Raw genomic sequence first — 15,385 nt, 5'->3', positions numbered from 1 at the left:
GCGCAAAATTTCTATATATGGGGTGCCTCTTGAACAATTTATTACATGAAGCAGCAAAAGCAGGAAATATTTATCAGATTCAAGAATTAATTACGCAACAAAAGCACGATCCCAATCAACTTCATACGGAATTAGGTATCCCTCCACTGGCTTTAGCAGCCCAGGGGGGACACCTTGAAGCCATGAAGGAGCTCGTACGCTTAGGTGCTGAACTAAATTATGATCCTAAAGATAAGCCTTCTTTATGGCATTTTGCATTAAAGACGCCAAAGGCATTACAGATTTTTGACTATCTGGAGGAGGAAGGACTAGCTTTTCCTCGCCACGAGTTGTATTTAGATGATGAGGAAAAGACCCTCCTTTCAAAAATGGTAGCATACGCACGCTGGGATATCATTTTGAAAATACTGAACAAGTTTTCTGATGTAAGAATTATCAATAGCGCTCCAGAAAAGGGACCCAATAAGGGTGCTACGTTAATGTGGCAGGCTGCTGATAAGTTAAAATGGGATGTTATCGAAGCCATACTCAAGAAATTCCCTGACGCTAATCTTAATGCCATTCCAGAAGCGAGATTGCATGAAGGTACTTCAGTACTGAATAGATTAGCACCTAAGTTAGTTGACTTAAGAAAGTGGAACATTCTATTTTCAATTATGGAATCAAGAAAACTTGCTGATATAGAGCTGCAATGTTTTTTAGACACCAGAGAAGACGATGACCCTTTTCTTGTTACATTGCTTCAAGAAAAGGATAAGACCTTAATAGAACGATTTATGTATAATTTTTTCGTTCGATCCTTTTTACTTACAAATGATTCCAGGCTATTTACGCGTGAAACACTGAGCGTTTTTCTGAAACAACATAAGCAGGATCTGATGAGACGTCTGGCTGATTCTTATGATCCAAATGATAAAGAGATTGAGGAATTAACTAGATTAATCAAACAATTTAATGCGCATTTAATGCACTTGTTTGATGCTATGGAATGTTTGTGGAGAGATGATAAATTATTTTTTCTTTTACCTGAGGAGTTGCGTTTCAAATTAACCGAGCATCTTTTGAACCATGCCGCATTTATTAACCTTGAAAAAAGTATGAAATTCCAATTAATTAACTTGTTTATCGATAGCCACAGACAACAGTTGGTATTTGAAGAGCCCTCAATAGATCAAGCTAAAGAATATTGTGATAAGTTAGCACGATTGGTCTTTCGAGCATGGCGCCAGGAGCATTATAGTTTTTTCATGAAACATCCTATTTCTCGGTCAACAGCAAAAGATGCTTATGAACTTCTTTCTGAATGCCTATTCACAAATTTATTGCAGAATGAGGCGCTTCCTCGACTTAATTGCGTAAATCAAACTTTTATTCCCCCTCTTCTTCTAAAACAAATTATTGGAAAAATTGCTTCTCTTAATGAAAAAGAGTTCTACAAATCACGCTTAGAAGCTCTTATCAAAGGTGAGGTTGATGCTTATTGTCACATGTATGGCCAGAAGAATAAGTGTGACGATTTGAGTTTAGCTACGAGGGAGCCGAATGATAAAAAAATGACCGATGACCACGAGGAAAAAGGCGCTGGAGACAAAGAGCAAATGCAATTTACTAGGGCCTTTTGACATTTCCATCTACTGGATGCCGCGGTCAAGCCGCGGCACGCGGGGAGCTGGTTAGATGTCAACAGCCCCTAACAATAGCATGGTTTAAAAACTACTTTTATCTCTTGTTGATTAGGATAAAGTCTGGCTTTGTGTGGGTTCTTTCGGCTCCGGTATTTTAAATGAATCAAGCGCTGTACCCCCAGGTTTCATTTTGTCCCCAGACTTAAATTCCTCTCCGTTGGCATGATATAGTTTTCCTTTATCTCCGTATCCCATCACTTGGTTGGTTTTTGAATCAACTATAAGAAAGCTAGAATCCTTCTGCTCTGCAGCCATTTTTTGAAAAAATGAGTTCATATCCGATTCGGATTTAAAGGATAAATTAAGTTTGCCATCTTCACCTTGTTTCGATGGATTATTTTTGTACCATGGATCGTCTTTAAAGATATCCTGAAATTTCTTAAAAATCGCCTCACTTAACGGACTTGCCACAGTCACATCTTTCTTGGGGGTAGACGGTAATGGGGTAACCACTGTTGGGGTGGTCTGAGTTTTGCCCGGTGCGGATAAAGTCATTTCGGGTTCGGGATTGATAAGAGCAGTATATTTTTCCGTATTATCTTTATGAGTCTGTGCATATGAATCATAGGCTTTTTGACTGTCTGCCTCGAGGAGTTCTTTTGTTTCCTTATATTTTTGATGAGCCTCTTCACGCTTTTGATTCAATTCATTCGATTTTTCATCAGTAAGCTTGCCTTCTTTCGCCAGCTGATCTCTTTGAATATCCAAGTCTTCTGCCGCTTTTTTATATTCTGCTTCGGCTACATTAATTTTAGCTTCATTTAATTCCAATTTAGCCAAGTACGTGTCATGAGCAGCGGTATTGGAAAGCTCCATTTCTTGTCTGAACTTCTCTATATTTTCACGTTTAGAAGAGGGACTTAAAGTAGCATAAAGATCTTGAATCATTTTTTGCTCATGAGAATTCTTAACGACTTGATTTTCATAGATTTTTTGCAGTTTGTCTCTCTTTTTAATTGCTTCCTCTACGTTTTCGGCAGCAGTAGGCATTCTTTTCTCCAAGTATCACTACTTATATAAATAGTAGATCACTTTGAAAAATAAGGTATGAATTTTAAAGCATTTATCCCTCAATAAATGAAGATACTTATTTAGTCGTGCGTTTGCTTTGAGATTTCATCACTTTTCCTGAGCAATTTATCGAACTGTTAATACCCCCTATTATTGATACTGTCATTCGCATAGCGGAATGACAGTAATTTAGCCCCTAAAATAGGTTTGCTCTTAAATTCGAATTATTGTAATAAGTTTTTTGGCTCAAACTTAAAGCCTGAATTTAAAACAGGATGTAATTCTGTTTTCTCAGAAGTCTTGGAAGTATAGATACTTCGGGATAACAAGGGTGATTTTATGGGTTTCACCGATGACGGTAACTGAGACGCAGCTTTTTCATCAAGGATAATGGTCACGTTTTTATGTGCGTACAAGGCCGTTGCAGGAATATCTTGATTCGGTGAAGAAGCCGCATTCACAGCAGCAATAATCTCTGCTTTTGTGGAACCTGATGCTAACAAATAACACTCTTTGCTGTGTTGCAAAATCGTTCCAATGCCCATGGTTATTGCATGAGTCGGGACTTCATCTTTTGTATTAAAAAAACGTTTATTGGCTTCGCGAGTTTTATCATCTAATTGAATCACTCGTGTTCTAGAATCCAATGCAGAGCCAGGTTCATTAAAACCGATATGGCCATTCACGCCCAATCCTAAAATTTGAATGTCTATTCCACCGACCTCTTGCATCAATTCTTCATATTTTTTTGCATGCTGTTCCATGTGTTGAAGTGGTACGGTTCCATCCAACAAGTGAATATTTTCCTTTTTGATATTAACGTGATCAAAAAAATGATGATGCATGTAGTAACTATATGATTGTTTATGGGTTGGTTCTAAACCTAAATATTCATCTAAATTAAACGTAATGACTAATGAAAAATCTAAATTTTCTTCTTGATGCAGACGCACTAATTCTTTATAAACGGGTTCAGGAGTACTGCCGGTTGCAAGTCCCAAAACAGTGGGTATTTTTTTCTCATTATTCTCCATGATTTTTTTTTGAATTGCTCGCGCGGCTCTATTTGCCATACCCTCAGGTGTTTCCCTAACAAAAATGCGATCAAACATAAAAATTTCTCCATTCCAAAAGTGATATCACCATAAACAAGAATTCAGAATAAAGAGGGTCAGGATGCACTTCCTCATTCATCTCTTTTCCATATTTTGTTACAATGAACTTTGTGCAGGATGCCACTGAATAATAAAGAAAACTTGATCTATAGACTTGCGATTTTAGCTAATTTATCAGTGAAACTCTAGGACATTTCCTGAAGGTCAACTCTTAATAGGTATGAACGCTTGAGTGTAATGAAATTAAGATTTCCAGTATTGTTCCCTACAAGGATTTGAATATGCTGATTAAAAATATTTATGTTTATAAGGATGCCGGGATTAAAGAGCTAAGCCATGTGTACGTTTCTGAAGATGGCTTAAGAAAAATCTATAATCTTGATGATGATTTATCGTCTCTGCAAGAACAAAAAATTATCGATTCTAAGGGCTGTTGTTTCTTAATGCCAGGCATGCTCGATGCCCATGTTCATGGCCAAGGTGGAGTTGATTTCGCAGATTTAAGCGAAGAAATGAGTTCTGAGCACTTAGAGCGCATTGTCCGAGGGCTAGGCAATACTGGTCTGGCTTATGCAGTAGCAACCCTAGTCTCTATGCCAATACCCTCCCTGAAGAAATCATTGATACAAATTAATCATTTTGTAACGCAACAAGGACAAAATCCTACACCTGGCTTTACTCAGATTGTTGGTGTGCATCTAGAAGGCCCCTTTATTTCAAAGAGTTGCAAGGGAGCTCACGCACCAGAGGCACTCCAAGAGAAGATTAGTATGGAACAATTTAGGGATATTATTTGCGTTGCACCCAATATTAAACACTGGAAAATAACCATTGCCCCTGATTTGCCAGGAGCTGAAGAATTTATTCAGCAGAGCAAAAATCTTGAGCAAGAAGGTATTTTTGTAAAAGTATTCATTGGCCACTGCAATCCAGAAGATAAGAAGACCATTGATCGTGCAATTGCGGCGGGCGCGTGCGGATTCACGCATGTCGGGAATGCGTGTCAAGAATCGTGCAGTAGAGAAACACGCCAACTCACTGTCCATGATGCCAAAAGTCATGTCGTGCAATGGATACTTGAGAACCCTGAGCGTTGTCCTGCTGGTGTGGAACTTATTGGGGATGGGGTTCATTTATCCGACTCATTTATTTCGCTAATACACCATGCGGTTAAAAACAAAATTATTCTTGTAACCGATGCGTTAGGCCCCACAGGGTGCAAAGATGGAGCCTATAAATTAGGGACTTTGAATATTCGTAAAGAACTTGATAGTTTCTATTTGGCAGATAGTGAAGGCCATTTTCTGATGAAAGAAGGAAACCTGCCTACCGGGGAAAAAGGCTTGGTAAAAACCCTTGCAGGCAGTGCAGCCTCATTATCGCTTTGCGCGCAAAAATATTTTAAATTAATGCAGGGCCCGGTGGAAAGCCGTATGGACTCCTTATATGCGGCGCTCATCACAAACCCTAGAATGAGCTCTTTATCCATGGAGGCGATAAAAAATTTACCCGATGAACGAAATTTTTCTATATTCAACAATCAGGGACAACTCATTTTGAGTTCGTGCCATGGTCAAATAATTGAGCATCAGCAATTGCAATGGCCGATATCAAGCATGCTTCATCATGGGTTTTTATCCAGTCGTTTACCTACTGAAAGCAACCGTACCGAGAAAGAAATAAGTCCTCTATTCAACTAGTTTTTAAAAAATTAATGAACCAGATTATTTATGACTTCGGTTTTAAAAAAAACAAACAAAGAATGCTCGCAGCCAATGCAGTAAGGCAACAGAGTACAATGGGCAAGATAATTGATAAAACAATCATTAAACCGCCTGCAAAGCAAATAATAGCATCGCCTAGCGTACGCAAACTTAATTGCGCCCCCATCACTTCGCCTTGCTTTGAGGCTTGTGCTCTATTTGAGATGTGTATCGTCAGAGTGGTTACCACACTGGTGATGCTAAAGCCAATGAGTGCAAAAAATAAAAACATCGCTATAGGATTTTGAAAGGTGATCATGGCAGCAAAAATCAAAGTAGTAGTCAGCATCGCCAAAATAATAATTTTATGAATGGGTAGATGTTTTGAAAGATGATGGGGAAGCCAGGAAGCACCTATAGCCAGCGATGCGGATAAGGCACCATTATAAACTGCAATCATGCTAGGAGACATAAGCCATTTTCCAGCCAAATACACCGGACCAAATTCATAAAACATATCTACTGCAAAGGTAAACAGTGTACTGATGATGAGCAAAGGTTTCAAATGCGGGTGATGCTGAAATAAAAGCTTGAATTGGCGTATAATATTGAGTTGTTTCAAAATGGATTCTTTCTGAGGGATCCCCAGGGTTTTATGCTCCGGCAATTTCCACCAGGCAAGCCCTAGGGTAATCACTGATGCGAGTGCGGCAACAGTAAAAGGAAATGACCAGGAAAACCAAGGAATCATATGTGAATTGGACAATAAACCCCCAATTATCGGCCCAATGATGTAACCAATACCGGCCATACTGTTGATCCTACCAAAACTTACATACTTATTAATGGTCGTCAGCTCGGATGCGAATGCCCTGGCCACAGCAAAAGTCCCCTCCATGAATCCTGTTAAAAAGCGGCTGAATAATAACAGCCAGAAACTGTTTATCTCAAACGAGATAACGGTCAATACATAACCGAGCATGCTTCCAGCCAGACTGATGATCAGTATTTTTTTGCGCCCATAAACATCCGAATTTCTGCCCAAAATGGGAGAACCAATGAATTGCCCCAGAGGAAAAATTGCAAGGGTAAGCCCGAGCAAAAGACGTCTGCCGGTTTCACTCCATTCGGGAGAAATAATCAACTGATCGGTAGCGTGTAAAAAAAGGGGCGGAAGAATCGGATAAGCAATGGATGAACCGATAAAACTGATTAAAACAATGAGTAAAATAATCCACAGTTGTTTTTTTTCATATGTTGTTTGCATGTGCATTTTTATTCTAGACTCTGGTTGGGGCATCGGGTAACCGACTTAAAAGCTCAGGCATTATTGTAACATTTTTTCAAATGGTCGATATTTTTTTCATAAAGAGCAATTATTGCATCACCCTTATCTTCTTTGCGAATACGTCCCCGCTTCCTTGCTTCATTCGAGTATAGCAAGGATGATGAAGCAGGAGCGAAAATAAAGCGGAAAATTTAAAAAAACTCTGTAAAATAACACATCATATTTTTAATTACTGATATTCATCATGCCTCACTTTCAAAACCTTCAAAATATCTTGGATATGGATTTTAAACAAATGCGCGCGATACCCGGACATGAGGGTCTGCGTGCAACCGATGAAGCGATCCATTTCTTTATTGATAATTTAATGGCTTTTTTTTCTCAATTTCATGAGCCACCAGCTAAAGAACAATTGAACACATATCAAGTGTATATGGAGAAAATAACCCATAAAATCAATGCAAGCGAATATGCTTATTATCTCGATAAATACGCAGCTCTATACCCCGAAAATGCCGAAGAAATGGCGTCAACATGTATGCTTAAAAGCTTTAAAGACCTACCTAAACGAATGCAATATTGGGCTGCATCAGAAGAATTCGGCGAATCACTACGTAATTCGAAAAACCATAGTATGGTCGTAAAAAAATTAAATACTTGGGCTTTATGGATTAATAAATCCAACCCCAATCTCTTCTTTCATTCTCATGAGAATCACAGTGAAAAAAAAGCAAGCTTCCCTACGCCAACGAATTTATCTTCAATTGACATAGAACCTTCCAATAACCTTATTCTGAAATTGGAGCTGCTATAATCATTATGATGAGTTGTGATTTTTAAAGTAAAAAATTATGGCTCCATGTTGTTAATCCTTTGGGATCAATGAAGAGTACTCTGAAGAAGGAAAGCTAAAATGTTGACTGGAGCTTTTATTTTTTTAATTATTGCCATTATTTCAGGATACATCACCTATAAAGGAACGGATCCTTCATCAACATATCATGCAAAAATTGTATTTTATGTTGCGACACTTCTTTTTCTGATATTACTGATTATTTATTTCTTAACTCCAGCACCGCCTGTTGCAACCGAGGTGGTCAATCCCCTGTTGCAATAATGAGAATGGGGCATTTTAATCTCAATCTGCCATTCCCGCGCAAGCGGGATCCTCTTTCACCTGCGCGACTATCGATTCTCATCGCATTCATTCTCAAGAAACACTTGAAGCTGCTCAACCCATGCCTCATCAACATAATCAATCAACCCTTTAGGTGCAGATGATTTCTTTGTTTCCTCAAAATGTTTCGATAAATAAGGACGATAATAAGCAAGGTCGGGAACCTCCATACCTATTTCCTTGGCTTTTTCATCATTAACACGCACTCTTAAGATGTCTTTGAAATGGATATGGGTTTCAAAAAGCAGCATCTCTTCTTCAGACATTACTCCGCCCTGAAAGAAAAGGGTTTTCTTACTTGCTGCAGATAAACGTGCAAAATAATCCTTTTTCTTTCCCGCTAGATAACGTTTGGCATTCACATGATTGCCGATCAGCAAAGCAACTTTTGCTGAGAATCCCAGCTCATAAGCTAAATTGGCGCCTATCCATTCATGATGCACAACCCCTAAATCTGCCATCTTATTTTGTTGGGTCTCCACAGCAAAGTGGCCAATATCATGAAATAAGCAAGCAAGAATGACTTCCTGATTGTGTCCTGCCTGTTCTGCAAAATAAGCACACTGTAACGCATGTTCAAATTGTGAAATAGGCTCTCCGATGTATTCCATGTCCTGAGCGCAATTCAAATACTGGAAAGCCCTATTAATTTTATGATCAATATCATTCATAGTATTCATAGCATCATTTCGGAAATGGGATTAGCAACATTATAAATTGCAGCACCTGCTGAATAATCTTTATTGGGATCGCGCTCACAATCTGGAGGAAACTTTTCTCTCTTGTCCTGATAATAAGCCTCGCGCATAATTCCACCCTCAGAAAATTTGCTAAAGGTAATAAAGATCGCACGGCGGGGTTTATTACTGCAATTCGCTTCAGAGTAATGGGGCAAATAGGAGTCAAATAAAATAACGTCTCCAGTTTTACATTCAATTGGCGACCATTGAAACTGTGCAGCCATCTCTTTTTTTATTGAACCATCCACTTCTTGAGGAAGAATTGTAGGCTGATTAGCACCACCTTGAACCACTTGCAAACAACCGTTTTCTAAAGTGCAATCATCTATAGCGACCATCATGGTGATGTGAAATCTCTGATTAAAGCTAATAAATGCAGGGGCATCTTGATGAGGTTTAAATCCGCCACCACCGGGAAATTTATAGTTAATTTTTTCTTTAAAAATGGCAGCTTTTTCTCCCATTAAGATAGAAACTAAGTTTAAAGTACGCGCGCTGTTGGCAACCTCATACATACCCTTATGGTAATCAATAAAATTTTCAATACGACAAAGCTGGCGCTCTCCCTTAGCATTTTTTTCAAAATACTTCATCCACTTTCCGGGTGTTTCAGGCCAGGAAGTTAATTCATCACACCACGTTTGCAGATGTTGTTTCACCTTTAAAAAGAGAAAATCGGGCAAGATGACAAATCCTTGTTCTTTCCAAAAACGGTGTTGTTGTTCACGTAACTGATAATCCATAACTTCTCCTTTCAAGACGCGGATACCAAGGTAGTTTCGGCAATAGAATCTGGTAGCTTAGCCAATTTATTCTCTTCTTGTTCTAACCATCTTGTTAACAACCCGCCAAGCAAAAGAGTACTCGCAAGAATGGCTAAGGTCAGATGGATCCCTAACTGAGCTTGGAACATCGGCAAGAATATAGTTCCAATAAACGCCCCCAATTTTCCCGTCCCCGCTGCTAATCCATGTCCTGTCGCTTTGAATTCGGGATTATAGAGCTTTGCAGGCAAAAGATAGGTGGTAATTCCTGGACCAAAATTAATAAAAAAGTTGAACAGTATGAAGCCGGTGAAAATAAGGCCAAGGCTTGGAAACAAATAGCTTATGCTAAGGATTAATAATCCCAAAAATGAAAATAAAAATCCTATCATCTGAAGTTTAATCAGCGATACCTGATTAACAAAAAAAATCACTGCAAAAGCACCCAGGGACACAAAAACATTAACCACTAAAGTACTTTTCAGTACTTCGGTTTGAGCACTTAAAAAATTGGCTTCCTGCGATAGATTAAACGCTTGTAAAACATAAGGCGTGAATAAACCTATTCCATAATAGGAGATATCTAATAAAAACCAGCAAGAACATAGACAAACCGTGATGCGTATCATGCGCGGAGAAAAAACCAATTGATAATGTTTAAAGACTGAACGACTTGATTGGGGTTTTAAACCTTGATGCACTTTCCATAAAAAGCTTTCCGGTAACTTGGCTCTGAATAACAACCCAATGAGCGCCGGAATTGCTCCTGAAGCAAATATCCACCGCCAAACATCGAGTTGGGGATGCAATTTAAATAAAAACCAGGCAACGATGACGCCGATTGGGGAAGCAAGACAATTAATAAACATTGCCATTGCAATAAATTGGGCACTTTTACGAGCCGGTATCATTTCAGCCAAGTAGGCAGCACAAATCGGATAATCAGCACCCACACCAAAGCCCAGTAAAAATCGTAACACACACAAAGAGGTGATACTCCAGGCAAATGCAGAACAAATGGCAATCAAAACAAAAAAAATAAGATTGATAATGAGCATGCTTTTCCTACCCAACATATCCGCCAATCGACCCACAATGACTGCACCGAAAACCGCGCCCAGAGGTGCTGCAGCCTGAGTGAGGCCAATCATCAGAGACGAGGGATGGTATTGGGCATTAATGAACGGCTCAGCTACCGAAGCAATATATAAATCATAACCATCAATGAACAAACCCAACGCACAAACTATCCAAACATGGAGCGTTAGCGATTTATTATTATTTTCGTCCATGAAAATCTCTTGATAATAAAGGATATTTGCAAGTATGTTGCATCCTTAGGTAGATGATTTTTAACACAATCATCAAATAAAAACAAACAAGCTCTGGGATGAAAATTCAACGGGTCAGTCAATTTGAGCTTGGGCCTTAACCCATCGCTGTCGAGCTAAGAAATAAAAATGACAAACGCTTCTCACCCCTAGGGGGACAGGAGCGTTTGGCGCAAAATGCGCTTCAGATAGCGCTTAAAATCCCCTCTCCCGCGAGAGGAATTTGATTTAAAAAGTGACCTTAAATCGCGGGAGAGGGTTAGGGTTAGGGTTAGGGTTAGGGTTAGGGTTAGGGTTAGGGTTAGGGTTAGGGTTAGGGTTAGGGTTAGGGTACATTTTTTCCCGAGCTTGACGGCTACAGGCTAAGGCCCAGAACTTAATTTGGTTAGCCTATTCAACGAATCTCAAGCCACTTCCAATAAACGTTCCTTAGGGAGCATCATTCGCTCAATCATAAAATACATGCCAATCCCTAGAATGATCGCCCCATCAATAACAAGCGCAACAGGACGCATCGAACCATCGAACAAAAGACCAGTTAACGCAACGGCTCCGGATGAAATAAACAATCGTGTTGACATAATGAATGATGAGCAGGCTCCCTTGAGATGAGGTAAAATTTCTAAAGATTGTGCAAAAGTCACGCTCATTGGAAATGCACAACCTACTGCCATCCAACACATTGAAAAGGTGATCAAACGGGGCGAATCGGGATATTGGAACGCAAAATAAGTAAACAGCACAATCGATATTGCACAACACACCATCCCCAAATGGACTGCTTTGCGACTCCCAATTCTTGAAATTACTTTCTCAGCATAAAAACTGGTCAGCGAAAAGAGGAATACAATTAACCCTTGCTGCATGGCAAATTGGAAATACGATAATTTACACGTATTGATATAATAAAACGAAGCACTACCGACAAAAGTTAAATAGGCTGTCACTAACATATTGGGCATGCTGGCATAGATTAAAAATTTTCCATGAGTAGAAACGGTCCAATAATCTTTAAATAGCCTCAAAATCTCTAGAGATTGCTTTTCCGATTTGGTTTCTGGTAATTGCCAAATCAGAAAAAACCATGAAATCAGGGCAATAATCGCGATGAAGGAAAAATTCGCTCGCCAAGTAAAATAGTTGATAATGGCACTGCCTAAAATAGGGGCTGCTGCCATAAAAATGGTAACATAGGCGTTAATTTTACCAATGTAACGTGCTGCCATTTCCCCACTATAGCGATCAGAGATCATGGCAAAGCCCATCACTAAAGTACTACTGGCACCTAAACCTTGAATAAAACGCCAAAACATGAGTTGGTATATAGAAAAGGAAAACACGCACCCCACTGCTCCAATTAAGAAACAGGTTGCTCCAAAAATCATTAAACCACGTCGCCCCCAAGTTTCAGATAAGGGTCCATACAACAAACCAGAGAGACAGAATGCCAAAAAATTAAGGCTTAATGTGTTTTGGACTTGCGCTTCTGTACTCCCAAAAAAAGTCATGATGCTGGGAAAGCTGGGTAAGGAAATATCGATTTCCATACAACAACCTAATAGGGAGATAACAATGAGGGTTACAAGCGGTAGCTGAAATTTGTTGGCTGGCATGATGACTTCTTCTTAATATCGAGATAATAGACGAATATCCATAGCGGAGTATATTTAACCGTTGTGCAATGATATCGCTATTTGCACACCTTGAGAAGAACAAGTGTCTTTATTGATTTTTTGCTTGGTGTGGCGTCTCATTTGCTGTGCTTTTTGCAATCTGCTCAAGTTGCCCGACTAAGTCCATCAATTCATCATAAACGTCAGTCGGATTTGACCAAAAAGAAAATCGGCTCGCCTCAGATTCTTCTTCTTTATCGACTTTGGAGGCCCTCGTTTTTTTCTGCTCTATTTTTGTTTTTATTGATTCAATGTCGCGTATTAAAGACTCAGAATCGTCATCCTTGCCCGAAAGAAGTTTCTCTTTAAGCTCCGCTAACAGATAATTCAATTGACTTGACGAAGGTACTTTGCTTAGTTTTCCGATCATTTTTTCGATTAGTGGAATACGTTTATCTTCATCATGTTCGATTCCAAGAAATGGTTTTTGCGGATCAATCCCGAGTTCGACCGTCTTTTTTTGCCTCCATGCTTCAGGAAGATGCATTGAGCTTAGCATCCTGTTCTTTTTTATTTGCAATAAATATTGAGAAGCAAATTCTTCGGCGGATAATTGAGCAGTTTCAGGGTTTGTTAACCAATTAGAAAATTCGATATTATCAGGATCCTGAGTACCATACTCAATCACTTGTTTAAAAGTTAGGCTATCGCGTTGATCTTTTGGAATCCCTAAGTGTAACGCGGCACTATCAACTAATAATTGATAAGGCACCCCCCAGAACGTTTCCTTCATTAATTTCATTCGCTTCTCAATCAATTGAAGTAATTCTTCTTTAGCTTCGAATATCGGCCCTTTCGTTTCACCTGCAAGCATTTTATCGATTGCATTTTCCAATGCTTTCTTAGTTTCCAGATCCTCTTTGCTGAACAATTTATTAGCAAAACACAAGCGATCAAAAAGTTCGCTGCGGAATGACATTCGTTCATCCAGAGGCATTGATTCATTAAAATGTTCTATCATATTGATGGCATTGAATAAATCAGCCATTTCACAGGCCATGCGACTGTCTTTTCTCATGCCAAATTTGAAATAGACTATAGGAGATTTCTCAATCGCTTCTAACTCCAATTTCCCCTGAAATCCTCGGGCAAAACTCTCACGAAATGCATGCTCAAGAAATAAATAGCCCATGTGTTTGATAAAGCCAGCACTTGTTGGCGGAAATCCATTTTGAAAATTATCCATACGATTAATATGAATGCAGTGAGGCCTCACATTGTAGTCCATTGCCCCCACGAGTTTACGCTCCTTACCTTCACCAATATAAACCTCAAAAACCTGATGCTTTCTCCCTCGTAGTGAAGGTTTCACAACCGTGTGAAAAGCCAGTTCTTCGTTTTTTGCATTTAATAGCTTGGTTGTGTAGGGCATATTCAATATCCTTTGCTCATATTGATTAATTATAGATTCAAGTTGAGACCGTGGCGAGATTAAAAAATTTTTGAAAATATACAGTTACTGACTGGAAACTATTTTTTAGAAATCCTCATTGGCTCTTTATCCTTTAGCTCTTGTTCGGAAAAATGCTCAGAAGATTGAGAGTGAGAAACTGGCTCCAATCCGCGATCTCGATGTTGAACCATCATTTTAAGAAAGTTTTTGTACTCTTCGCCTGTAGACGTTTCCCTGTCCTCTGCGTTCTTTTTGCTTTCTGCATCTACATTAAAGAGTATTAATTAATAAAAACCTAATAATAAAAAGTTACTGTTAAAGCTCAAGAATCACATGCCATCTTGAGTTTCAATCAAACAATCAAGCATTCTGTAGTCTTAATGGATTCAGCGATCTGACTCAGCTCGTTCAAAAACGAGGCGGATGATGGTAATCCTTACCCTGTAAGTTTATGAAAGATCATCTATAATTTTGTACGACTCAATTTCTAGACGTAGGGATGTTGGACCGAATATTTAAAAGGAGTTTTTTATGATTTCTAAGAACAGGGTTTCATCCAAAATAATACTTGGAACATTAAGTTGTCTCTCATTTTTACCTACTGCCTTTGCAGATGCTAATGCCCCTGCAACTCAAACTCCAACAGCCGATATTTCGGGTACCTATTTATGCAATTTTCGTGATCCTTTTTCTAACCCGACAGATGGCACAGAAGTGCTTACCATTAAAAAAAGCAGTGACAATAACTATAAAATGTACAAAAGAGGCATGCATAACACCACGCCAAGTATTGTTGGGGTTGGTTTGCAAAATAAAGATATAAATAATGCATTCTCATTTTTATTTTGGTGGTCTAAAGATCTCACAACTACTTTTACCCAATACATCCTCATCAAACCTGATGGTACTCTGGAGGGTAAATGGGTACAAAATAATAAGAATCAGGCCGCTACATTTAGTTGTAAAAAATCATCATAAAGTGACTGGTGTATTGGGGTGAATGAACACAAGGAGTTTGTTATGAAAGCATTGGCAAGTATCTCTTCAACAGCCATATTATATTTCACGATCACAACAGTTTATGCTGACAATCAGACTGCCAGCACCGCTCCATCTCTTGTTGGGAGTTATCAGTGCCAATGGAATGGCTCTTTATTGGCGAATAAAAACTTTACCCTGACTATATCGCAGACTGGTGATACTTATAACTCGGAATGGGATGATAGTACGGGTAATCCAGTACTGTATGGTACGGGATTAATGAGTGCGAATATCACTAATTTTTTGACGACTTCTTTTTGGGGCGTAATCGATAATAGCATTTCAGGTGTATTATCTCTGGCTATAAAACCAGACGGGTCTTTGCAAGGCAATTGGATATCTCAATCCGGAAAAGACAGCGGCACCCAAACATGCACTAAAAGTTAATCGCCACTTAAACCTGAGGCCGGATTACACTATGCTAATCCGGGCTACCTACTGTAATGGTTTTTTGATACCAAGTC

The 15,385-nt window shown here is 39.1% G+C and carries 14 protein-coding genes; 6 read left to right on the top strand and 8 right to left on the bottom strand.

Annotated features, from left to right (window positions below):
* Positions 1–29: 29 nt before the first annotated feature.
* Positions 30–1,622 carry an ankyrin repeat domain-containing protein gene (locus tag OQJ13_RS12825; protein WP_265711211.1) on the top strand — a complete coding sequence of 531 codons (1,593 nt, stop codon included), beginning with the start codon at positions 30–32 and terminating at the stop codon, positions 1,620–1,622.
* A 111-nt stretch (positions 1,623–1,733) separates the two neighbouring features.
* On the opposite strand, the gene OQJ13_RS12820 is transcribed toward OQJ13_RS12825, so the two are convergent.
* Positions 1,734–2,675, bottom strand: a complete 942-nt coding sequence (locus OQJ13_RS12820; protein ID WP_265711210.1) for a hypothetical protein — start codon at positions 2,673–2,675, stop codon at positions 1,734–1,736.
* 245 nt (positions 2,676–2,920) lie between these two features.
* Positions 2,921–3,808: a glucosamine-6-phosphate deaminase gene (gene nagB, locus OQJ13_RS12815; protein ID WP_265711209.1), complete on the bottom strand. Its 888-nt coding sequence runs from the start codon at positions 3,806–3,808 to the stop codon at positions 2,921–2,923.
* A gap of 284 nt (positions 3,809–4,092) precedes the next feature.
* Here nagB and OQJ13_RS12810 point away from each other — a divergent pair, with 284 nt between their 5' ends.
* Positions 4,093–5,511 carry an N-acetylglucosamine-6-phosphate deacetylase gene (locus tag OQJ13_RS12810; RefSeq protein ID WP_265711208.1) on the top strand — a complete coding sequence of 473 codons (1,419 nt, stop codon included), beginning with the start codon at positions 4,093–4,095 and terminating at the stop codon, positions 5,509–5,511.
* A gap of 28 nt (positions 5,512–5,539) precedes the next feature.
* On the opposite strand, the gene OQJ13_RS12805 is transcribed toward OQJ13_RS12810, so the two are convergent.
* Positions 5,540–6,781: an MFS transporter gene (locus OQJ13_RS12805; RefSeq protein ID WP_265711207.1), complete on the bottom strand. Its 1,242-nt coding sequence runs from the start codon at positions 6,779–6,781 to the stop codon at positions 5,540–5,542.
* Positions 6,782–7,046: 265 nt separating this feature from the next.
* Here OQJ13_RS12805 and OQJ13_RS12800 point away from each other — a divergent pair, with 265 nt between their 5' ends.
* Both OQJ13_RS12800 and OQJ13_RS12795 read left to right on the top strand, forming a co-directional pair.
* Positions 7,047–7,616, top strand: a complete 570-nt coding sequence (locus OQJ13_RS12800) for a hypothetical protein (RefSeq protein ID WP_265711206.1) — start codon at positions 7,047–7,049, stop codon at positions 7,614–7,616.
* Positions 7,617–7,715: 99 nt separating this feature from the next.
* Positions 7,716–7,919, top strand: coding sequence for a DUF1328 family protein (locus tag OQJ13_RS12795; protein WP_265711205.1), 204 nt, complete (start codon positions 7,716–7,718; stop codon positions 7,917–7,919).
* Positions 7,920–7,987: 68 nt separating this feature from the next.
* Here the strand turns inward: OQJ13_RS12795 and OQJ13_RS12790 are convergent, their stop codons facing one another.
* The 5 genes from OQJ13_RS12790 to OQJ13_RS12770 form a co-directional block, all read right to left on the bottom strand.
* On the bottom strand, positions 7,988–8,659 hold the full coding sequence (locus OQJ13_RS12790; protein ID WP_265711204.1) for an HD domain-containing protein: 672 nt from the start codon (positions 8,657–8,659) through the stop codon (positions 7,988–7,990).
* Positions 8,656–9,462, bottom strand: a complete 807-nt coding sequence (locus OQJ13_RS12785) for a phytanoyl-CoA dioxygenase family protein (RefSeq protein WP_265711203.1) — start codon at positions 9,460–9,462, stop codon at positions 8,656–8,658. Before OQJ13_RS12785 ends, OQJ13_RS12790 begins: the two co-directional genes overlap by 4 nt.
* Before the next feature lie 11 nt (positions 9,463–9,473).
* Entirely contained in the window at positions 9,474–10,775 is a 1,302-nt protein-coding gene (locus OQJ13_RS12780) for an MFS transporter (protein ID WP_265711202.1), read from the bottom strand.
* A gap of 443 nt (positions 10,776–11,218) precedes the next feature.
* On the bottom strand, positions 11,219–12,427 hold the full coding sequence (locus tag OQJ13_RS12775) for a multidrug effflux MFS transporter (RefSeq protein ID WP_265711201.1): 1,209 nt from the start codon (positions 12,425–12,427) through the stop codon (positions 11,219–11,221).
* Positions 12,428–12,536: 109 nt separating this feature from the next.
* Positions 12,537–13,859 (bottom strand): hypothetical protein, encoded by a 1,323-nt coding sequence (locus OQJ13_RS12770; protein ID WP_265711199.1) that lies wholly within the window; start codon positions 13,857–13,859, stop codon positions 12,537–12,539.
* 552 nt (positions 13,860–14,411) lie between these two features.
* On the opposite strand from OQJ13_RS12770, the gene OQJ13_RS12765 reads away from it, so the two are divergent.
* Both OQJ13_RS12765 and OQJ13_RS12760 read left to right on the top strand, forming a co-directional pair.
* Positions 14,412–14,858, top strand: a complete 447-nt coding sequence (locus tag OQJ13_RS12765; protein ID WP_265711198.1) for a hypothetical protein — start codon at positions 14,412–14,414, stop codon at positions 14,856–14,858.
* Between the two features lie 42 nt (positions 14,859–14,900).
* Positions 14,901–15,308, top strand: a complete 408-nt coding sequence (locus OQJ13_RS12760) for a hypothetical protein (RefSeq protein ID WP_265711197.1) — start codon at positions 14,901–14,903, stop codon at positions 15,306–15,308.
* Positions 15,309–15,385 lie beyond the last annotated feature (77 nt).

The sequence above is a fragment of the Legionella sp. PATHC035 genome (assembly GCF_026191115.1).
Taxonomy (GTDB): domain Bacteria; phylum Pseudomonadota; class Gammaproteobacteria; order Legionellales; family Legionellaceae; genus Legionella.
This window is presented reverse-complemented; position numbering and strand designations above follow the sequence as displayed.

What these genes read in the sequence shown, in the direction of transcription:
- OQJ13_RS12820 (WP_265711210.1), bottom strand. Translation starts at nt 2,675, where the DNA reads ATGCCTACTGCTGCCGAAAACGTAGAGGAAGCAATTAAAAAGAGAGAC.
- nagB (WP_265711209.1), bottom strand. Translation starts at nt 3,808, where the DNA reads ATGTTTGATCGCATTTTTGTTAGGGAAACACCTGAGGGTATGGCAAAT.
- OQJ13_RS12810 (WP_265711208.1), top strand. Translation starts at nt 4,093, where the DNA reads ATGCTGATTAAAAATATTTATGTTTATAAGGATGCCGGGATTAAAGAG.
- OQJ13_RS12805 (WP_265711207.1), bottom strand. Translation starts at nt 6,781, where the DNA reads ATGCAAACAACATATGAAAAAAAACAACTGTGGATTATTTTACTCATT.
- OQJ13_RS12800 (WP_265711206.1), top strand. Translation starts at nt 7,047, where the DNA reads ATGCCTCACTTTCAAAACCTTCAAAATATCTTGGATATGGATTTTAAA.
- OQJ13_RS12795 (WP_265711205.1), top strand. Translation starts at nt 7,716, where the DNA reads ATGTTGACTGGAGCTTTTATTTTTTTAATTATTGCCATTATTTCAGGA.
- OQJ13_RS12790 (WP_265711204.1), bottom strand. Translation starts at nt 8,659, where the DNA reads ATGAATACTATGAATGATATTGATCATAAAATTAATAGGGCTTTCCAG.
- OQJ13_RS12785 (WP_265711203.1), bottom strand. Translation starts at nt 9,462, where the DNA reads ATGGATTATCAGTTACGTGAACAACAACACCGTTTTTGGAAAGAACAA.
- OQJ13_RS12780 (WP_265711202.1), bottom strand. Translation starts at nt 10,775, where the DNA reads ATGGACGAAAATAATAATAAATCGCTAACGCTCCATGTTTGGATAGTT.
- OQJ13_RS12775 (WP_265711201.1), bottom strand. Translation starts at nt 12,427, where the DNA reads ATGCCAGCCAACAAATTTCAGCTACCGCTTGTAACCCTCATTGTTATC.
- OQJ13_RS12770 (WP_265711199.1), bottom strand. Translation starts at nt 13,859, where the DNA reads ATGCCCTACACAACCAAGCTATTAAATGCAAAAAACGAAGAACTGGCT.
- OQJ13_RS12765 (WP_265711198.1), top strand. Translation starts at nt 14,412, where the DNA reads ATGATTTCTAAGAACAGGGTTTCATCCAAAATAATACTTGGAACATTA.
- OQJ13_RS12760 (WP_265711197.1), top strand. Translation starts at nt 14,901, where the DNA reads ATGAAAGCATTGGCAAGTATCTCTTCAACAGCCATATTATATTTCACG.